Genomic DNA, 19140 nt, shown 5'->3' with positions numbered 1-19140 from the left:
GGTCATAGTGATGGCCGTTGCGACGCGACCGAGGCGGCGACTCCCCCCTCCCTCGCACGGCGCCTTCTCGGGCCGCATTGTTAGCGCTAACACCAGACTGCCTCCTCCTTCCACCCCCGCAGGAGTCTGTTCATGACCGTACGAACGTGGCTACTCCGTGTCCGGCGGCCGCTGGCAGCGGGAGCGACCGCTGTGCTGGCCGCAGGCTTACTCACCGGCACGGGTACCGCCCAGGCCGCCGCCCAGGGCCCGTGCGACATCTACGCCGCAGGCGGCACCCCGTGCGCCGCCGCGCACAGCACCACCCGCGCGCTGTTCGCCTCCTACAACGGTCCGCTGTACCAGGTACACCGGGCCTTGGACGGGACGCTGCAGGACATCGGAGTGCTGTCCGCCGGAGGCATCGCCAACGCCGCGGCGCAGGACTCCTTCTGCGCGGGCACCGACTGCACCATCACCCGTGTCTACGACCAGACCGGCAGCGGCAACACCCTGGTCTACCAGGGCCCCGGCGGGACCGGCGGCGCCGACACGGCGGCCACCGCGACCACCGAGGCACTGAGCGTGGCCGGCAAGAAGGCCTACGCGCTCTACATCAACCCCGGCAACAGCTACTTCGCCTACAACGCCAACGGGGGTGTGCCGACCGGTAGTTCGCCCGAGGGCGAGTACATGGTCACCAGCGGCAGCCACGTCAACAACGGCTGCTGCTTCGACTACGGCAACTCCGAGATCGACCACAAGGCCGACGGCAACGGCGCGATGGACGCGATCAACTTCGGTACGGAGTGCTGGTTCGGCGGTTGCAGCGGCACCGGGCCGTGGGTACAGGCGGACCTGGAGAACGGTCTGTTCTCCGGCGGCAGCAAGACGTGGAACCCGAACCAGGTCTCCCAGACCAGCCGCTTCGTCACCGCGATGCTCAAGAACAACGGCACCACCCAGATGGCGCTCAAGGGCGCAGGCACCCAGGCCGGGAGCCTCACCCAGCTCTACAGCGGCGCACTGCCCAGCGGCTGGAACCCGATGCACAAGCAGGGCGCCATCATCCTCGGCAGTGGTGGCGACTGCTGCCAGACCAACCGCAACGCGAGCGCGGGCACCTTCTACGAGGGCGCCATGGTCAAGGGCTACCCCTCCGACGCCACCGACGCCGCGGTCCAGGCCAACATCGCCGCGGCCGGCTACAGCACCGGCACCACCCCCTTCACCCCGGGCGCGAAGGTGTCGCTGCAAGCCACCAGCTCCTGCTGCACCGGCGACTACCTGCAGCACGACACGGGCGACGACAAGGTCGTGATCGCGCCGGTGACCTCCGGCAGTTCCGCCACGGACAAGGGCAACGCCACCTGGATCGTCCGCGCAGGTCTGGCCGACAGCAGCTGCGTGTCCTTCGAGTCGGCCAACGCGTCCGGCAGTTACCTCAGGCACTACGCGTTCCAGCTCCACCTCCAGCCCAGTGCCGGCACCACCCAGTTCGCCGCCGACGCCACCTTCTGCCCCAAGCCCGGAAACAGCGGTACGGGCTGGTCCATGCAGTCCTTCAACTACCCGGCCAAGTACCTCCGCCACTACGGCCTCACCGGCTACCTCGCGAGCAACGGCGGTACCAACGCCTGGGACAGCCCGACGCTGTGGGCCCCGGACACCAGCTGGCTCGCCGCCGCTCCCTGGAGCTGACCAGCGGCCCCGCCCGGGGTCCGGTGCCGAAGACCGCTGAATCCGCACCGGCCCTCGGGGCGTCAACCTGACCCGCATCGCCCGCAACCGGGCACCGGGGGTTCCTCGATGCTCACCTCACACCCCGCCCTGTGAAGGAGTTCTTCATGATCACACCACCCTGGATCCGCCGCGCCGGACGCGCGCTGCTCGGAGCCGGTACGACCGTGGTGCTCGCCGCCGGCCTGCTCACCGCCGCGGCCACCACCTCGCAGGCCGCCACCCAGGGGCCGTGTGACATCTACGCCGCCGGCAACACGCCCTGCGTCGCCGCGCACAGCACCACCCGCGCCCTGTACGGGGCGTACAACGGCCCGCTCTACCAGGTCAAACGCGCCTCCGACAACGCGACCAGGAACATCGGCCTGCTGAGCGCGGGCGGTTACGCCGACGCCGCGCAGCAGGACTCCTTCTGCGTGAACACCAGCTGCGTCATCACCGTCATCTACGACCAGTCCCCCAAGGGCAACAATCTCACCCAGGCGCTCGGGGGCCACTGGCCCGGGCCGGGCGCGGGCGGGATCGACAACCTGGCCAACGCCTTCGAGGCGCCGGTCACCGTCGGCGGCCACAAGGCGTATGGCGTCTACGTGGCCCCCGGGACCGGCTACCGGAACAACAAGACCAACGGCATCGCGACCGGCGACCAGCCCGAGGGCATGTACGCGATCTTCGACGGCACGCACGTCAACGGCGGCTGCTGTTTCGACTACGGCAACGCCGAGACGACCGGCAACGACGACGGCAACGGCACCATGGAGGCCCTCTACTTCGGCACCAGCACTGGCTGGGGCTCCGGCAGCGGCACCGGCCCCTGGATCATGGCCGACCTGGAGAACGGCCTGTTCTCCGGGGTCAACCGCGGCCAGAACGCGGGCGACCCGACCATCAACCACCGGTTCACGACCGCCATGCTGAAGGGCGGTCCGAACCAGTGGGCCATCCGCGGCGGCAACGCCCAGGCGGGCAGCCTGTCCACCTTCTACGACGGTATCCGCCCCACCGCCGGCGGCTACAACCCGATGAAGAAGCAGGGTGCGATCCTCCTCGGCATCGGCGGCGACAACAGCAACACCGGCCAAGGCACCTTCTACGAAGGCGTCATGACCCAGGGCTACCCCTCGGACGCCACCGAGAACGCAGTCCAGGCCAACATCACCGCCGCCGGCTACACCAGCGGCTCGACCGGGACCGGCACGCTGACCCCCGGCTCCCGGATCTCCCTGCAGGCCACCACCGCACCCTGCTGCACCTCCCACTACCTGCGCCACAACAGCGCCGACACCAAGGTCGTCATCTCCAGCACCAGCTCCGCCAGCTCCGCCACCGACAAGGCCGACGCCACCTGGATCGTCCGAGCCGGCCTGGCCAACACCTCCTGCGTGTCCTTCGAGTCCGCCAACAAGCCCGGCCAGTTCCTGCGCCACTCCAACTACCAGCTCTACCTGAACACCGACAGCGGCGGCAGCTCGTTCGCGGCGGACGCCACCTTCTGCCCCACATCGGGCAACAGCGGGACAGGCACCTCCTTCAAGTCCGCCAACTTCCCGACCAAGTACCTCCGCCACTACAACTACACGGCCTACATAGCCGGCAACGGCGGCACCAACAGCTGGGACAGCAGCACCAGTTGGGCCGCCGACACCAGCTGGCTGGTCGCCCAGCCCTGGGGCTGAGCCGCCAGGGTCCCACCGTCGCACACCGGCCCGCCACCGCTTCCCCAGCCGTGGCGGGCCGGCTGCTGCGTCGGAGCGGGAGCGCCGGGCACGTCGGAGTCCGCGTCTCGGGATCGGTTCGCATCGAGGGCCGACACCGGTGATCCGCTGCGGCACCGGCACCGTTCGTGGGCGGAGCCGCCGGGCTGGGCGGCCCGGACGTGGAACCTGACATGGCATCACTTGTTAGGTAAGCCTTGGCTGGCCTAGGCTCTCGCCGGGTTTCGATTCACCGGTCTGCGCGGGGGTGCGGCCGGCGGTCGGCGTACCGACTCCGCTCACCCTCGTCCGCGTCTGGAGAACTCCCTTGCGCACGCTCCCCGTCCTCGGCGCAGCCCTGCTCGCGCTACCGCTGCTGACCGCCTGCGGCAGCGACAAGCCCACCTCCTCCCCCGCCCCCGGCGCGGCCGGCGACAGGACCGCCATCACCGCCACCGAGACCTCCTGCGAGGTCGCCACGGCCGGGTTCAAGACGGGCGAGACGGTGTTCGCGATCAGCAACAAGGGCAGCCGGGTCACCGAGGTCTACGTCTACGGCGAGCACAACGGCACGTTCAGCCACGTGGTGAGCGAGGTCGAGAACATCGGCCCCGGCACCTCCCGCGAGATGACCGTCAAGCTCGCCGCCGGTGCGTACGAGCTCGCCTGCAAGCCGGGGCAGACCGGTGACGGCATCCGCACGAAGATCACCGTCGCGGACGACACGGCGAAGGCGTCAGCATCTCCGTCCGCTCCCGCCTCGCCCGCGGCCTCCGCGCCGGCCCCGGTCACCGCCTCCGCCACGCCGTCGAGCGACGGCGGGTACGACCGCGAGGTCGAGGTCGAGGCCACGGAGTACGAGCTCGAGTTCGAAGGCATGGACAAGTTCACCGCCAAGGCCGGTGAGCGGATCGGGTTCCAGCTGGAGAACAAGGGCACCGTCGAGCACGAGCTGGAGGTCTTCGGGCCCGACGGCAAGGAGATCGGTGAGGTCAGCCCGGTCAAGCCCGGCCGGAAGGGCGAGGCCGTCATCGCCCTCACCCAGCCCGGCACCTACACCCTCAAGTGCGGCATCGGCAGTCACGCCGGACACGGCATGACCACCACCTTCACCGTCAGCTGACCCAGGAGTCCCCTCATGCTCGGCAACTACCTGATCGGCCTGCGCGAAGGACTGGAAGCCAGCCTGGTCGTCTGCATCCTGATCGCCTACCTGGTCAAGTCCGGCCGCAGGGACCGGCTCGCGCCGGTGTGGGCCGGCATCGCCGCCGCCGTCGTCCTCAGCATGGCGTTCGGCGCGGTGCTCCAGTTCGGCTCCTCGCAGATGGGCTTCGAGGCGCAGGAGGCGCTCGGCGGCTCGCTGTCGATCGTCGCGGTCGGCCTGGTGACCTGGATGGTCTTCTGGATGCGCCGCACCGCACGGCACCTCAAGGCCGAGCTGCACGGCAGGCTCGACGCCGCCGTCGCGATGGGCACCGTCGCCCTGGTCGTCACCGCGTTCCTGGCGGTCGGCCGCGAGGGCCTGGAGACGGCGCTCTTCATCTGGACCGCCGTCCAGGCCACCGGCGACGGCTGGAACCCGCTCGTCGGCGCGATACTCGGCCTGCTCACCTCGGTGGTGCTGGGCTGGCTGTTCTACCGCGGCGCGCTGCGGATCAACCTGGCGAGGTTCTTCACCTGGACCGGCGCGATGCTGGTCGTGGTCGCCGCCGGGGTGCTCGCGTACGGCTTGCACGACCTGCAAGAGGCCGGCTGGATCCCGGGCCTGTACGACCAGGCCTTCGACATCTCCTCCACGATTCCGAAGGACAGCTGGTACGGCACCCTGCTCAAGGGCGTGTTCAACTTCCAGCCCGACCCGACGGTCCTCCAGCTGGTGGTGTGGGCCGGCTACCTCGTCCCCACCCTGCTCTTCTTCCACCGCCCTTCGGTCCCGGCCGCACCGAGGCCCGTCCCCGCCGCCGAGGTCCCGGCTGCCTGAGCCGCCCCGTGAGGTCGCTGCGCCCGATGATCTTGGTCAGACTCGGCCGCTAGGGTGGGGCCGTGTCTGTGACCAAGGATCGTGATGACATCGTCGGGCAGCTCGAACCGTTCCGGAAGGAGCTGACCGCGTACTGCTATCGGGTGCTCGGTTCCGCGTTCGAGGCCGAGGACGCGGTGCAGGAGACGCTGGTCCGTGCCTGGACCAAGTACGCCGGGTTCGAGGGGCGTTCGGCGCTGCGGACCTGGCTGTACCGGATCGCGACCAACGTGTGCCTGGACATGGCGCCGGCCGCACAGCGGCGGGCCCGCCCGATGGACCTGACCTCGCCGGTGGCGGCCTCCGCACCGGATCTGACGCAGCTGGAGGAGAACATCTGGGTGGGGCCTGTCCCCGACCGGCGGGTGCTGAACGGCGATCCGGCCGAGCTGGCCGTGGGCCGGGAGACGATCCGACTGGCGTTCGTCACGGCACTGCAGACGCTCCCCGCCCGGCAGCGGGCGATCCTGGTGCTGCGCGAGGTGCTGGCGTGGTCGGCGGCGGAGACCGCCGACCTGCTGGAGACCTCGGTGGCCTCGGTGAACAGCGCCCTCCAACGCGCCCGCGCCACGCTCGCGGAGGGCGGCGGGATCCCGGCGAGCGACACGTACAAGCCGCTGGACGAGTCCCAGCAGGCCCTGTTGGCGCGGTACGTGCGGGCGTTCGAGGCGTTCGACATCGAGGGCCTGCAGAAGCTCCTGCACGAGGACGCCGTGCTCAACATGCCGCCCTACCAGATGTGGGTACGCGGCGCGGTGGACCTGGGCGAGTGGTGGCTCGGTGCGGGCTGCGGCTGCCGTGGGTCGCGACTGCTGGCGGTGGAGGCGAACGGTTCCCCCGCCTTCGCACAGTACCGGCCGGCCGAGGACAAGAACGGCTGGACGCCGTGGGGGATCACCGTGCTGGAGATCACCGACGGGCGGATCAACACCATGACCAACCACATGGACACCGAGCGGCTCTTCCCGCTCTGGGGTCTGCCGATGCGACTCCCCGCCACCGGCTCCACCGGAGTCTGACGGTCCCTCGGAGCGCACCGCTTCCGTCGTAGCGGGAAGCAGCCGAAAAGAATCTCGGAATTGTTCGCCGAGGACCGATGAGTCCGCGCACCGTGTCCCGTCTGACCGGGTGAGAGCAACCCACACCCGAGAGACACAGGGAGCACCACCATGCGGAAGATCACCGCCGGACTGTTCATCGCCGCCGACGGCGTCGTCGAGAGCCCGGAGCAGTGGCACTTCCCGTACTTCAACGAGGAGATGGGCGCGGCCGTCGGCGCACAGCTCGGTGCGGCCGACACCGTGCTGCTCGGCCGCGTCACCTACGACGCCTTCGCCGGCGCCTGGCCCGCTCGGGAGGAGGCCGGCGGTGAGGACGCCCCGATGGCCAAGGCGCTCGGCGACACCCGCAAGATCGTGGTCTCCCGCTCGGAGCTGGAGTTCACCTGGCGCAACTCCGAGCAGCTCAAGGGCGACCTGACCGAGGCCGTCACCGCCCTCAAGGCGGAGCCCGGCGGCCCGATCGGGATGTCCGGTTCGACCTCCGTGGTGCGCGCGCTGCTGGCCGCCGGGCTGATCGACGAGCTGCACCTGTTCGTCCACCCGATCGCGGTCGGTCGCGGCCTCCGGCTGTTCGACGAGACCGCTGACCCGATCCGGCTGGAGCTCCTCAGCAACACGGCCTTCACCACCGGCGTGCTGCACACCGTCTACGGCCCGGCCGACAAGTAACCGACCGACCAGGAGTCTCAATGAAGAAATCAAGCCGCCTGCGCGACCGGCGCGGGGGTGAAGGTTCGGTTGTCGCGCAGGAGTGCCCACAGGACGCTGACCCGGCGGCGGGCGAGAGCGATGATGGCTTGGACGTGCTTGCAGCCTTCGGCGCGCTTCTTACGGTAGAAGTCCCGGTTGGGGCCGTCCTTGATGATGCTGGTCTGGGCGGACATGTAGAACACCCGTCGGAGGCGGCGGATGTAGCGTTTCGGCCGGTGCAGGTTGCCGGTGCGCCGTCCGGAGTCGCGGGGGACGGGCACGAGCCCGGCCGCCGAGGCGAGATGGCCGGCGTCCGCGTAGGAGCTCAGGTCACCAGCTGCGACGACCCCGCCAGCTACTTCCCCTCGATCGAGAAGAAGCACGGCCGACCGATCACCGAATGGCAGGACCTGATCCGCTCCTCCCCGCTGACCAGGCACATGGAGCTGGTCACCTGGCTGAAGACCGAACACGGCCTGGGCCACGGCCACGCCAACGCCCTGGTCGCCGCCACCCTCACCGAGAACACCTCCCGCTGACCCGCCCGAAAGGACCTGCCGTGACCGGCATCGTCTCCGCCGACGGCACCACCATCGCCTGCACCGCGACCGGTAGCGGTCCGGCCGTCGTCCTCGTGGACGGCGCGCTGTGCCACCGTGCGTTCGGGCCCGCCCAAGCGGTGGCCGAGCAGTTGGCCGCGCACCACAAGGTGTACACCTACGACCGGCGCGGCCGCGGCGACACCGCGCCGTACACCGTGGACCGGGAGGTCGAGGACCTGGCCGCCGTGATCGCCGCTGCGGGCGGGACGGCGGCGGTGGTCGGAGTCTCCTCCGGCGCGGCGCTCGCCCTGCGCGCCGCCGCGAGCGGCATCGGTATCAGTCGACTCGCCGCGTTCGAGCCGCCGTTCAGCACCGACGACGGGCAGCGCGCACGCTTCACCGGCTACGCGGCCGGCCTGTCGGCGGATCTCGCCGAGGGACGGCGCGGGGACGCGGTCGCCCGGTTCATGACGTTCGTCGGCGCGCCCGAGCCGATGGTCGAGCAGCTGCGCAGCTCACCCGTGTGGCCGGCGTTCGAGGCGGTGGCGCTCACCCTGGCGTACGACGCCGAAGTCCTGGGCGGGGCGTCCGGCGCGGACGTTCCGGCCGACGTACTCGCCTGGATCACCGTGCCCGTCCTCGTTCTCGACGGCGGCGCCAGCCCGGAACTGCTGCGTGCCGCAGCCCGTGCGGTGGCCGCCGCAGTTCCCGACGCCGAGTCCCGGACAGTGCCGGACCAGACCCACGACATCGCGGCGGACGTCCTCGCCCCGGCCCTGCTCAAGTTCTTCGCCGGCTGATCCCGTGGATCCACGGACGGCAGTGCGCGATCGAGGGCTGCCCGGGACCAGCGGCCGGTGCCGGTCGCCGTGCGCCGCGGCCGTTGACACCGCCCGGGCGGGCTCCTAGCGTGGCGCCGTCTATTACCCGCGAGTAGGGACTGCTGATGGCCGCGCCGCGCCCGTACGACATCGTCCTCTTCGGTGCCACCGGTTTCACCGGCGGGCTCACCGCCGAGTACCTGGCCCGGACCGTACCCGACGGGTGCCGCTGGGCGCTCGCCGGGCGGGACGAGGGCAGGCTCGCCGCCGTCCGGGCGAAGCTCGCGGAGGCCGATCCGCGCTGCGCCGAGCTCCCGCTGCTGGTCGCGGACGCCGCGGACCGCGAGGCATTGCGTGAGGTGGCCGCCTCGGCCCGGGTGGTGGTGTCCACGGTCGGCCCGTACCTGCGCCACGGTGAGCCGCTGGTGGCGGCCTGCGCGGAGAGCGGCACCGACTACGTGGATCTCACCGGCGAGCCGGAGTTCGTCGACCGGATGTACCTGCGGCACCACGAGCGGGCAGTCGCGACCGGCGCGCGACTGGTGCACGCCTGCGGCTTCGACTCGGTGCCGCACGACCTGGGCGTCCTGTTCACGGTGGAGGAGCTACTGCACCGTGGCGGCGCCGCGCCCCGCCTCTCCGTGGAGGGCTTCGTCCGCGCCGAAGGCACCGTCTCCGGCGGCACTTTCGCCTCGGCGATGACGGCCTTCTCCCGGCTGCGCGCGATGGCGCAGGCCGCCAAGGCCCGCCGCGCGGTCGAGCCCTGGCCGAAGGACCGCCGGGTCCACACGCCGGTCGGCCGCCCGCACCGGTCCCGGGCGGCCCGCGCCTGGGCCGTGCCGATGCCCACGATCGACCCGCAGGTGGTGTCCCGCTCGGCCGCCGCACTGGACGACTACGGCCCGGACTTCGCCTACACGCACTACGCGGCGGTCCGGCGACTGCCGATCGCCGTCGGCGGTGCCGCCACCGTGGCGGCACTCGCCCTGGCCGCCCAACTACCGTTCCTCCGGCGGGCCTTGGGGAAGCTGCGCAAGCCCGGCGACGGACCGAGCGCGGAGCAGCGGGCACGGTCCTGGTTCACCGTCCGGTTCGTGGCGCGGGCCGATGACGGGCGGACGGTCTTCACCAAGGTGTCCGGCGGTGATCCGGGCTACCAGGAGACCGCGAAGATGCTGGCCGAGTCGGCGCTCTGCCTGGCGTACGACGACCTGCCGCCTCTGGCAGGGCAGTTGACCACGGCCGTGGCGATGGGCCGGCCGCTGATCGACCGGCTGGTCGCGGCGGGTATCTCCTTCCAGGTGCTGGACACCCCGCCCGGGTTCGGTTCGGCCCCGACACACAATGCACGCACGAGCGCCGAGAGATGACGCGGACCGGAGGCGCCTGAGCCGAGAACTGCCGGTCCGAAGAAGCGAGTTCGCCGCCGACCAGGGACTCCGTGACCGGCAGCTCCGCAGGTCATCGCCCCGGCCGGGCGCGTTAGGGCCTGTCTGACAATTCGCGTCGGATCAGGCCGGGTCGTTCAGGGCCCCTCCTGCCCGATGCCGGGCAGGGAGGGCGCGTGCGATCGGAGTGCGGCCGGAGCCCACACGTAGCGGAGCTACTTGGGTGTTTCGGCCGTGCGGCGAGCGTGCGCGCAGAGGGGGTCCCCTCGGCCGGGGGCTGGGGGAGAGCCGGCCCCGGCGGGAATTGTCGGACAAGCCCTAGGCTCGGGGCGGGCGCCTCGCGGTGGTTCCGCCACGGGCGCTCCCATGCCCTGTCCCGTACGGAGGAAGAACCGCATGATCCTGATCACCGTCAAGTTCACCACCCGCCCCGAGTACAGCGACAGCTGGATGTCGCAGGTCGAGGAGTTCACCCGGGCGACGCGTGAGGAGCCGGGCAACGTCTTCTTCGAGTGGTCACGCAGCGTGGAGAACTCCGACCAGTACATCCTGCTGGAGGCGTTCGAGTCCGCCGAGGCGGGCGCGGCGCATGTGAACTCCGACCACTTCAAGACCGCTATGGCCGTCCTCCCGAAGGCCATCGCCACCAAGCCGCAGATCATCTACGTCGACGCACCCTCCGACGGCTGGTCCGAGATGGCCGAACTCTCGCCCACCGAGGACTGATCCGCCCCCATCGACTCCGGGCCGGGGGTGACCCCCGAGGCCGCCACCTGCGCAGACGCGCCGCCGCCGTGAGCTGACGCACCGCCGCCGCACAGGCCGTCCGCCCCGGTGACGACCGGTCACCCCCGGCCCCGGGCACACCACCGACCGCCGCGCCACGGGATCAGGCCGGTCCGACCGCCCGCAGGACGCGTACGCGCTTCCGCCGCGCAGCAGCAGCCCCTGGCCCGGGGCGCCCGGACGTCGCCGACCCCCTTGAAGCGTCCCGCCGGCCACCTCGGCGACCCCCGCCGACCTGACGGAGCGTCACGCTCGCACGGCTTCGCCCGCCTCGCACCCAGTCGGCATTCGTCCACCCCCAGGGTGCCCAGCGCAGCGCCCAGAGCCTAGCAAAGATGCAACATTTTGCGCGATCGTGTTGACATCTGCTCGTTAGCGGCCCGGATACTGCACCTAACTGCAGAGCTCGCGGTGTCTCAGCCTTCATCCCCCGCTCGCTCCGGTGCCGTGCGGTCCCTTGCATCTGCCGCCCGGCTCGGAGCACTGATCAGGAGGGCCACCCCTTGCCACTCCCACGCTCATGGGCCGACCTCGTCACCCGGCGAAACGGGCACCCGTCATCCGGTCACACCCCCGCGCCCCTCCCCCACGACCGGCGCGGCGCGCGCCTCAAGGCGGCCCCCCTGCCGCCCCGCCGTCGCCGCGTCGCCGCCGTCCTCCTCGCCGCCACCGTGTCGGTGGCCGGCGGCGCGCTCGCCCAGAACCCCGCCCAGGCGACGCCCCCCACCTCCGGATACACCGTCACCGTCGGTGCCAAGGGCGCCTGGACCCACCCGACCGACACCCCCGCCTTCCCCTACGTCGACAAGGACGGCACCTTCTACTTTCAGCAGTCCGCCGCCCTCTACGGCGCGACCCAGGGCCGCTTCTGGGACTTCTACTCGGGCGGCGACCTCGACACCGCGACCCGCAACACCACCCTCAGCAACGCGGTGAACCCCACCAATTCGAACGACAAGAACAACGACACCACCTGGCGGTGCAACAACAGCCCCACCGGCCTCGAGGCCACCGCCCCGCCCGCCGGATCCGGCTACTCCCAGAAGAACTTCTGTGACCTCGCGGGCCTCTGGGTCGATCCCGACACGGGCGACTGGTACGGCCTGGTGCACAACGAGTTCACCCCGCAGCCCTTCGGCGACGGTCTGCACTACGACGCGATCGACTACACCGTCTCCACCGACCAGGGCAGGACGTGGACCATCAAGGACCACGTCATCACCTCCCCGTACGGCACCAAGCGGGGTGACACCACCGCCTTCCCGAACCAGACGTACTACTACGGCGATGGCGACCAGCGGCTGTTCGTCGACACCGCCTCCGGGTACTTCTACGTCTTCTACGGGTCCCGGGTGGTCGACAAGAGCGGCAGTTGGAAGGCCTTCCACGAGCACGTCGCCCGGTCGCCGATCTCCGCGAAGATGGCCCCGGACTCGTGGCAGAAGTGGTACGACGGCGCCTGGTCCCAGCCCGGCAAGGGCGGCAGGGAGAGCAACATGGTGCCGGTCGGGGCCACCGGCGGCACCGGCTACACCCCCGCCTCCGCCGAGTACAACCCGGCGAACACCGGCACCGCCGACCAGCAGGTCGCCGCCGGCACGATGCCCGCCACCTCGCCGCTGTTCGTCATGGACATCAGCTACAACGCCCACCTCGGCCTGTACATCGGCGAGCCGCAGGCAGTCGACCAGTCCGGCAACGCGCCGCAGGAGCTGTACGCCACGGACGATCTCACCACCCAGAAGTGGTACCGGATCGGCGACACCGGCGGCTACCACACCGCCTCCTGGTACCGCTGGTTCCTGGACGGCGTCAGCAGGACCGGCAGCGGCATCGTCGGCAAGAACTTCCGTTCCTACCGCTCCTTCGGCTGCTCGGGCGGTGCCGGCGGCGAGTACGTCAACCTCACCATCGACAACACCGCCCCCGCCGCCCCGCCGGTGGACGTGACCAAGTCCTACCGGATCGCCAACGGCGCCGGCCGGGTGCTCGCCCAGGTCTCCGGCAGCTCCGCGACCACCTCGGCGGCGGCCGCCACCGGCTCCGGTCTCGAGACCTGGAGCTTCGCCGGCAACGGCGACGGCTCGTACCGCATCACCAACGGCGCCACCGGCCAGCTGCTCGGCGTCGACTCCGGCGTCACCGCAGGCCGCGCCTGGGGCGCCAAGCCCACCGTCACCGCCGCCCCGGCAGGCGGACCGACCGCCGGCCAGCAGTGGTGGGTGATCCCCGGCAGGTCCACCACCAACGCCTCCAACGGCACCTACCGGCTGGTCAACCGCTACAGCGGCCTGGTGATCGGCCTGTCCTCCGACACCTCACGCCCGGCCGAGACCACACCCACCCGGTTCTGGAGCAACACCACCGGCAGCCCGGTCGGCGGGAGCCGCACCGCAGCCGAACAGGCGCTGACCCTGACGGTGACCGGTGCCGTCCCCGAGACGGTGTCCGTGATCGGCCCCGGCAACCAGTCCACCAAGGTCAACACGGCGGTCTCGCTCCAACTCGCCGCCACCGACTCCGCCGGCAAGCCGCTGGCCTTCTCGGCGACCGGCCTGCCCGCAGGCCTGTCGGTCAGCACCGGCGGCCTGATCACCGGCACGCCCGGCAGCACCGGCAGCTCGGCCGTCACCGTGACCGCCACCTCCGGAACCGCCACCGGCACCAGCACCTTCACCTGGTCGGTGGGGGCCGTGGCGGACGGTACCCACACCGTCGTCAGCTCAGGCAAGGCCCTGGACGATCCGGACCACGCCACCGCCTCCGGCATCCAGCTCATCACCTGGACGCCCAACGGCGGCACCAACCAGAACTGGGTCTTCAGCCAGCAGGGCGACGGCTCCTACCAGCTCGTCAACGGCCTCTCCCAGCTGTGCGTGGACGTCAGCGGCGGATCCACCGCCGCAGGCGCCCAGGTGATCCAGGCGGCCTGCTCCGGGGCGAGCAGCCAACGCTGGCTGATCACCGCCGCGAGCGGCGGATTCAAGCTCACGTCCCAGAAGAGCGGGCTGCTCCTCACCACGGCCTCGACGTCCAACGGCGCCAAGGTCACCCAGCAGTCCGACACCGGCAGCGCCCTCCAGCGCTGGACCGTCAGCTGACCCCACCCGACGGCCGGGGCCCCGGGCACCACCCAGGGCCCCGGCCAACCACCTCGGGCACCACCGCAGCACCCGTCGACCGCCCGATCCGGGCCCGGTCAGCCGGACTTGACCACCTTGAGCACCTTGCCGGTGGCACCCGCGGTGAGGTAGCCACCGCCGTTGTAGTCATCCGACAGGTAGTACCGGATGGTGATCTCGTCGGCGAACCAGCCGTACGTCACGATGAGGTAGCGCGACTTGGGGTTGGCGACGCCGAGTTCGGTCCGGGCTTTGGCCAGCACGGTCGGGATCTGGTTCCAGTCGATCTTGGCGAGGTCGACCGTGTTCTTGCTGTTGACGGTGCCACCGGGATTTCTGGTGATCTTGCCGGCGCGGTAGTCGACGGTGTCGTAGTGCTTGGGGTTGTCCTTGGTCACCACCTGGGCACTGGCGTACTCGGGGTAGATCACCAACTGGAGAACTGCGGCGTTGCCCGTGGCCGAGCGGATCGAATCGATCATGCTGCGGGCGCCGTCGGGAGTGAGCAGGTCCTTCGCGGCGGCGACCGGAGGTTCGGGCGCCGGGGTGCTGCCGCCGACGACGGTGCTCCCTGTAGCGACGCCGGAGACCTGCGGGCCCGCGCTCACGCCGACGTGCTGCGAGGAGGAACCGGCGGCCTTGTGGTTCCCGGATCTCAGCGGCCCGAGGCTGAACGACCAGCCCAGCAGGCCCACCAGCGCCACCCCGGCCGCCGCCGCCACCACCGGGCCGGTGCGCCGACGAGCGGGCGACTGCCCGGTCGGTCCCGCCCGGTAACCGCCGGTGCCCTGGCCGGGCACCCGGTCGTACGGGCCGGCGGCGTGCGGCGCCACGCCGGTGTGGACGGGAGGCGTGTACGGAACGGCGGCATCCGTCCGGCCGCCGAGCGTGCCGTCGACGCCCTGCTCGGCCGCGGCGAGCAACCGGTCGAGCTGGACGGCGTCCGGCCGGGCGGCCGGATCGCGGGCCAGCAGCGCCATCAGCGTGGGGCCGAGCGGACCGGACCGCACCGGCGGCGGGAGCGGCTCGTCCAGGACGGCGGCCAGGGTCGCGAAGGTGGTGGCACGGCGCAGCGGGTGGTGACCCTCCACCGCGACGTACAGCATCATGCCGAGCGACCAGAGGTCCGAGGAGGGGTTGCCCTCCTGGCCACGGATCCGCTCAGGGGCGATGAACTCCGGTGAACCGATCAGCGCCCCGGTCGCGGTCAGGCTGCTCGACTCGCTCAGCGCGGCGATGCCGAAGTCGGTCAGCACCGGGGTGCCGTCGAGGCGCAGCAGGACGTTGGCCGGTTTGACGTCGCGGTGCTGGATGCCGGCGGCGTGGGCGGCGCGCAGCGCGGAGAGCACGCCCCGGCCGATCCGGGCGGCCTCCCGGGGCGGGAGCGCCCCCTGACCGATCCGGTCGTGCAGCGAGCCGCCGGCCACCAGCTCCATCACCAGCCAGGGATGGGCCAGTTCGGCGGTGTCCACGATGTGGTAGATGATCACCACATTGGGGTGCTGGAGCCGGGCCAGCGCCTGGGCCTCCCGGAGCACCCGCTCCCGCAGCTCGAAGGCCGCAGCCGGATCTGCGGCGAGCATCGCCAGGTCCGGCGAACGGACCTCCTTGAGCGCCACCTCGCGCTGCAGCACGATGTCCCGGGCCCGCCAGACCAGGCCCATACCGCCGCCGCCGAGCCGCTCGAGCAACTCGAACCGGCCGTCGACAAGCTGGGCGCCCGGCCCCCCTGTAGTCATGGCCGTCATCGTAGGGGCTCGGGCGGACAGCTTTCGAACGCCCGGAGCCGGTGACGTGTACTCAGCCCGCCACCCGGTCGTCCACCAGCCGCAGGCGGTAGCTGCCTCGCGGCGGGGCCACCGGCAGCCGGCCGGCGCCCAGTTCGGTCAGCAGGACGGTCGGGTCGGTGCCGACGGTCACCGTACGGGGCTCGCCGTCCAGCCGGACCAGCATCAGGCCGAGGTCCAGTTCGAGCACGTCCGGCAGCAGCGGCAGGGCGGGGCGACTCCGCACAAGGTGCTCGGCGAAGGCGAACGCCTCGTCGGTGGCGAAGAGTTCGGGCGTCCGCTGCCGCGCGTAGCCGGCCACCAGCTCGCGTACCCCGGCCTCGCCCAGGGTCAGCAGGAGCAGCCGGACGGTGTGCACGAGTGTTCCCGCCAGGGCGCCCGCGCGGAACTCCAGGATCAGTTCGCGCAGCAGGTCGATCGCCGGATCGGCGGCCAACTCCCGCTCCAGCGCCGTCCGGGGCTCCCGGCCCACGGCCAGCCCGCCGAGGGCGGCCTCCCACTCCTCCGGCGAGGGGCCGCCCACGGCCGGCTCCGGCAGGCGCACAGGGCCGCGCACGGGCACGGGCACGGACGCAGCGGCCGGCCACAGCTCCCGCACCCGGTCCGTCAACTCCCGTACGGCACCGGCCTCCAGCCCCGGGGCGGCCGAGGCGGTGACCTCGAAGAGCACCGCCCTGAGCGCGGGCAGCCGGGGCAGGACCCGCTCGGCGAGCCGGATCAGCTCCTCGTCGGGCAGACCGCTGTGAGCGTCCAGCCAGTAGCCCCGGTGCTCGAAGCCGCCGGCCAGGTGGACCTCCCAGACCCGGTCCAGTGGGAGTTCGGCGAGCAGCTCGTCGACCGTGCAGCGGCCGTTGCGCTCGTTGGCCAGGACGTTGTGCAGGTCCAACAGCAGCCCGCAGTCGGCCTGTTCGGCCACCCGGGCGGCGAAGGAGCCGTCGCCGAGCTCGTCGGGCCGGGGCCTGAGGTAGTTGGTGCCCAGCTCCACGGCGAACGGGACAGGCAAGGCCTCGGCCATCGCCCGGACCGACCGTACGCTGCGCCGCACGCCGGCCGGGGTCTGCCGGGGCGGCAGCATGAAGCCGGTCCGGAAGCCGCCGGCTCCGCCGGTCCGGTTGAACGCCAGGTGCTCGCTCACCCAGGGAACGGCCAGCCGTTCCGCCAACACGCCCAGCAGCAAAGTCTGTTCGGCGTCCGGCAGCTCCGATCCGCCGACCGGGTTGCCGATGCTGTGCAGCAGCCGGGCGCCCGGCAGGTCGGCCAGGCGGCGCAGGGCCTCGTCGTCGGTCGCGACGGTGCCGTCCGGGCGGGACCGCCAGAAGGTCTGCGGTTCGAGCTCGATCACGTCGAGCTGGTCGCCGCACTCCTCCAACAGCCCCTCCAGGCCCCGGACATAGGTGAGCCCGACCCCGAGGCGGGCCATCTCCCCGGCCTCCCCGCGCCGCCCGGCCGCCGCCTCAGCGGGCCCGGCCGGAGCTGCCCAGGGTGAAGTCGGCCGAGCGGCCGAAGGACCAGTCGAAGCCGGAGTGGCAGCTCGGGCAGGTGTCCTGGTTGACGGCGGCCTTGACCGGCGCGGCCATCCGGTCGAGGCGGTCCGCGGCGGAGAGCGAGAGGGTGATCTCGGCCGGGGCCTCGGCGACGGGTGTGGTGGACGGCACGGATACCTCCTGTCGGGCGCCCGGACTCCCGGGCACCGGTAGCGGGTGACGTGGGGGAAGCATGCCGTGGATCCGGTGGTGATCCGGTGCCCGAGCCGTGAAACTGCCGCAGAACTGCCGGTCGCACCCCACGTTGCCGCGCCAACTCCCCCACCAGGAAGGACACAAGCTCTCCCGGCACAGGAGATTCGCGCCTCGTCCGCCCGATGCGGCACAGTGGGCGCATGAAGTCGGACATCGGCCCTGCCGCCCCCACTCGGCGCCGCCCGGTGCAGCAGCGCAGCCAGGAGCGGTACGAGCGGCTGCTCGACGCCTGCGCCGGCCTGCTGGACGAGGTCGGGGCCAGCGCGCTGACCACCAAGGAGACCGCGCACCGCGCCGAGGTCCCGATCGGCACCCTGTACCAGTTCTTCGGCGGCAAGGAGGACCTGCTCGCCGCCCTGGCCGAGCGGAACCTGGACCGCTACCTGGACCGGCTGGCCCGCCGCCTCGACGCCGAGACCCCGCCCGACGTACCGGGCTTCGTCGACCTGGCGGTCGAGGAGTTCGTCGCGATGAAGCGGACCGTCCCGGGCTTCGGCCGGCTCGACTTCGGCCTGGTCGAGCAGCTCCCGGCCGGGATCACCGACGACCGGCACCTGCTCGACCGGGAGCTGGACAACAACGCCGCCGTCGCCCTCCGGCTGCGCACCCTCGGCGGCGGCCTGTTCGACGGCCCCGGCCACCCGCTGGCGCTCCGGGTCGCGATGGAGAGCGCCGACGCTGTCCTGAAGCTGGCCTTCCGTACCGACCCCGACGGCGACCCCGCCCTGATCGCCGAGTGCAAGCGCCTGCTCCGCCGCTACCTCACCGACCCCGGTGCCTGAGCGCCCAACGCTCCCCGCCCGCCGACCGGGCGCTGCGCCCTCACCGCTCCCCGCCCCCGGGTCGGGCGTTGCGACCGCCCCGTTCCCGCCGCACAGTGGAGAGCGGGACGGCAACCGCAGCCGACAAGGAGCAGACCATGCAAGCGACGGTAGGCGACCACTTCCACACCCACAGCAGGTCGGTCGGGATGGCGGACCAGCGGGGAGAGATCATCGAGGTCCGGGGCGCCGAAGGTGAGCCCCCGTACCTGGTGCGCTTCGAGGACGGCCACGAGGGTCTGGTCTACCCGGGCCCCGACACCGTGATCGAACGTCAGCAGTCCGCCCACTGAACCCAACTCCCCGGAGCCCCGTGGACACCCCCGCCCCACTCCCCGGCCCGTTCGAGCACCTCGCCCCCCTGCTGGACAGCTACGGCTACCTGGCAGTGGGGGTTCTCGTGTTCCTGGACAACTGCGCGATCCCGGTCCCCGGCCAGACCGTGCTGGTGCTGGCCGCCGTCTACGCGGGAACCGGCCGGCTCAGCATCGCCGCGGTGATCGTGATCGCCCTGGTCGCCGCGGTGGCCGGGAACAGCCTCGGCTACCTGCTCGGCCGTACCGGCGGCCACCGGCTGGTCGAGCGCTGGGGCCGGTACGTCCTGCTCACCCCGGCCAGGATGGCGCGCGGCGAGGAGTTCTTCGCCCGGCAGGGGGCCAAGGTGGTCACGGTGGCCAGGTTCGTGGACGTGCTGCGCCAGACCAACGGCATCGTGGCCGGGACCACCGGGATGAGCTGGCGGCGCTTCATGCCCGCCAACGTGCTCGGCGCGGTGCTCTGGGTCGGCGTCTGGGCGGGCGCCGGCTACCTGGCGGGCGGCAACATCGGCCCGCTGTACGAGCAGCTGATGCGCTACCAGGTGCTGGCGTTGGCGGTGCTCGGCGTCATGCTGGCCGCGCTGGTCGGTCACCGCCTCTGGCGGCGGCAGCACCGGAAGTGAGCCGCCGCCG

Annotated in this window: 17 protein-coding genes and 1 pseudogene; 14 read left to right on the top strand and 4 right to left on the bottom strand. The window is 71.7% G+C overall.

All coding sequences use genetic code 11. From position 1 onward, the window contains the following. Positions 1-132 precede the first annotated feature (132 nt). From ACKUU6_RS28450 to ACKUU6_RS28425, 6 genes are all read left to right on the top strand, one after another. Positions 133-1680 (top strand): alpha-L-arabinofuranosidase B, encoded by a 1548-nt coding sequence (locus ACKUU6_RS28450; protein ID WP_407991427.1) that lies wholly within the window; start codon positions 133-135, stop codon positions 1678-1680. Between the two features lie 146 nt (positions 1681-1826). Continuing rightward, entirely contained in the window at positions 1827-3395 is a 1569-nt protein-coding gene (locus ACKUU6_RS28445; RefSeq protein WP_407991426.1) for an alpha-L-arabinofuranosidase B, read from the top strand. A 346-nt stretch (positions 3396-3741) separates the two neighbouring features. Continuing rightward, complete coding sequence (locus ACKUU6_RS28440) at positions 3742-4536, top strand: cupredoxin domain-containing protein (RefSeq protein WP_407991425.1); 795 nt, start codon at positions 3742-3744, stop codon at positions 4534-4536. Between the two features lie 15 nt (positions 4537-4551). Further along, positions 4552-5394 (top strand): iron uptake transporter permease EfeU, encoded by an 843-nt coding sequence (efeU, locus tag ACKUU6_RS28435; RefSeq protein ID WP_407991424.1) that lies wholly within the window; start codon positions 4552-4554, stop codon positions 5392-5394. A gap of 62 nt (positions 5395-5456) precedes the next feature. Then, a complete protein-coding gene (locus ACKUU6_RS28430; protein ID WP_407991423.1) occupies positions 5457-6452 on the top strand; it encodes a sigma-70 family RNA polymerase sigma factor in 996 nt (331 codons plus the stop codon). Between the two features lie 150 nt (positions 6453-6602). Further along, on the top strand, positions 6603-7163 hold the full coding sequence (locus ACKUU6_RS28425) for a dihydrofolate reductase family protein (protein WP_407991422.1): 561 nt from the start codon (positions 6603-6605) through the stop codon (positions 7161-7163). A gap of 29 nt (positions 7164-7192) precedes the next feature. On the opposite strand, the pseudogene ACKUU6_RS28420 reads toward ACKUU6_RS28425, so the two are convergent. Then, positions 7193-7531: pseudogene (locus tag ACKUU6_RS28420) on the bottom strand (transposase); the annotation flags it as partial. Here ACKUU6_RS28420 and ACKUU6_RS28415 point away from each other — a divergent pair. From ACKUU6_RS28415 to ACKUU6_RS28395, 5 genes are all read left to right on the top strand, one after another. Beyond that, a complete protein-coding gene (locus tag ACKUU6_RS28415) occupies positions 7487-7723 on the top strand; it encodes a DUF4287 domain-containing protein (RefSeq protein ID WP_407991421.1) in 237 nt (78 codons plus the stop codon). The pseudogene ACKUU6_RS28420 and the gene ACKUU6_RS28415 sit on opposite strands and share 45 nt — an antisense overlap. A 20-nt stretch (positions 7724-7743) precedes the next feature. Then, the gene (locus ACKUU6_RS28410; protein WP_407991420.1) at positions 7744-8526 is read left to right on the top strand and encodes an alpha/beta fold hydrolase; all 783 of its coding nucleotides are present in this window, start codon (positions 7744-7746) and stop codon (positions 8524-8526) included. Positions 8527-8672: 146 nt separating this feature from the next. Then, positions 8673-9917 carry a saccharopine dehydrogenase family protein gene (locus tag ACKUU6_RS28405; RefSeq protein WP_407991419.1) on the top strand — a complete coding sequence of 415 codons (1245 nt, stop codon included), beginning with the start codon at positions 8673-8675 and terminating at the stop codon, positions 9915-9917. Between the two features lie 414 nt (positions 9918-10331). Continuing rightward, entirely contained in the window at positions 10332-10661 is a 330-nt protein-coding gene (locus ACKUU6_RS28400) for a putative quinol monooxygenase (protein WP_407991418.1), read from the top strand. Between the two features lie 731 nt (positions 10662-11392). Continuing rightward, entirely contained in the window at positions 11393-13822 is a 2430-nt protein-coding gene (locus ACKUU6_RS28395; RefSeq protein ID WP_407992265.1) for an RICIN domain-containing protein, read from the top strand. Between the two features lie 98 nt (positions 13823-13920). On the opposite strand, the gene ACKUU6_RS28390 is transcribed toward ACKUU6_RS28395, so the two are convergent. From ACKUU6_RS28390 to ACKUU6_RS28380, 3 genes are all read right to left on the bottom strand, one after another. Then, positions 13921-15582 carry a serine/threonine-protein kinase gene (locus ACKUU6_RS28390; protein WP_407991417.1) on the bottom strand — a complete coding sequence of 554 codons (1662 nt, stop codon included), beginning with the start codon at positions 15580-15582 and terminating at the stop codon, positions 13921-13923. Positions 15583-15643: 61 nt separating this feature from the next. Then, entirely contained in the window at positions 15644-17050 is a 1407-nt protein-coding gene (locus ACKUU6_RS28385; protein ID WP_407991416.1) for a DUF692 family multinuclear iron-containing protein, read from the bottom strand. Positions 17051-17084: 34 nt separating this feature from the next. Continuing rightward, a complete protein-coding gene (locus ACKUU6_RS28380; protein ID WP_407991415.1) occupies positions 17085-17285 on the bottom strand; it encodes a hypothetical protein in 201 nt (66 codons plus the stop codon). A gap of 224 nt (positions 17286-17509) precedes the next feature. On the opposite strand from ACKUU6_RS28380, the gene ACKUU6_RS28375 reads away from it, so the two are divergent. From ACKUU6_RS28375 to ACKUU6_RS28365, 3 genes are all read left to right on the top strand, one after another. Beyond that, positions 17510-18151, top strand: coding sequence for a TetR/AcrR family transcriptional regulator (locus ACKUU6_RS28375; protein WP_407991414.1), 642 nt, complete (start codon positions 17510-17512; stop codon positions 18149-18151). A gap of 137 nt (positions 18152-18288) precedes the next feature. Continuing rightward, complete coding sequence (locus ACKUU6_RS28370; RefSeq protein ID WP_407991413.1) at positions 18289-18483, top strand: DUF1918 domain-containing protein; 195 nt, start codon at positions 18289-18291, stop codon at positions 18481-18483. 20 nt (positions 18484-18503) lie between these two features. Beyond that, positions 18504-19130: a DedA family protein gene (locus ACKUU6_RS28365; RefSeq protein WP_407991412.1), complete on the top strand. Its 627-nt coding sequence runs from the start codon at positions 18504-18506 to the stop codon at positions 19128-19130. Positions 19131-19140 lie beyond the last annotated feature (10 nt).

The sequence above is a fragment of the Kitasatospora sp. CMC57 genome (genome assembly GCF_045866025.2).
Lineage (GTDB): Bacteria > Actinomycetota > Actinomycetes > Streptomycetales > Streptomycetaceae > Kitasatospora.
This window is presented reverse-complemented; position numbering and strand designations above follow the sequence as displayed.

Excerpts from the sequence above, each read along its gene's own strand:
- ACKUU6_RS28375 (WP_407991414.1), top strand. The coding sequence starts at position 17,510 with ATGAAGTCGGACATCGGCCCTGCCGCCCCCACTCGGCGCCGCCCGGTG.
- ACKUU6_RS28390 (WP_407991417.1), bottom strand. The coding sequence starts at position 15,582 with ATGACTACAGGGGGGCCGGGCGCCCAGCTTGTCGACGGCCGGTTCGAG.
- ACKUU6_RS28405 (WP_407991419.1), top strand. The coding sequence starts at position 8,673 with ATGGCCGCGCCGCGCCCGTACGACATCGTCCTCTTCGGTGCCACCGGT.
- ACKUU6_RS28425 (WP_407991422.1), top strand. The coding sequence starts at position 6,603 with ATGCGGAAGATCACCGCCGGACTGTTCATCGCCGCCGACGGCGTCGTC.
- ACKUU6_RS28445 (WP_407991426.1), top strand. The coding sequence starts at position 1,827 with ATGATCACACCACCCTGGATCCGCCGCGCCGGACGCGCGCTGCTCGGA.
- efeU (WP_407991424.1), top strand. The coding sequence starts at position 4,552 with ATGCTCGGCAACTACCTGATCGGCCTGCGCGAAGGACTGGAAGCCAGC.
- ACKUU6_RS28450 (WP_407991427.1), top strand. The coding sequence starts at position 133 with ATGACCGTACGAACGTGGCTACTCCGTGTCCGGCGGCCGCTGGCAGCG.
- ACKUU6_RS28400 (WP_407991418.1), top strand. The coding sequence starts at position 10,332 with ATGATCCTGATCACCGTCAAGTTCACCACCCGCCCCGAGTACAGCGAC.
- ACKUU6_RS28385 (WP_407991416.1), bottom strand. The coding sequence starts at position 17,050 with ATGGCCCGCCTCGGGGTCGGGCTCACCTATGTCCGGGGCCTGGAGGGG.
- ACKUU6_RS28370 (WP_407991413.1), top strand. The coding sequence starts at position 18,289 with ATGCAAGCGACGGTAGGCGACCACTTCCACACCCACAGCAGGTCGGTC.
- ACKUU6_RS28415 (WP_407991421.1), top strand. The coding sequence starts at position 7,487 with ATGGCCGGCGTCCGCGTAGGAGCTCAGGTCACCAGCTGCGACGACCCC.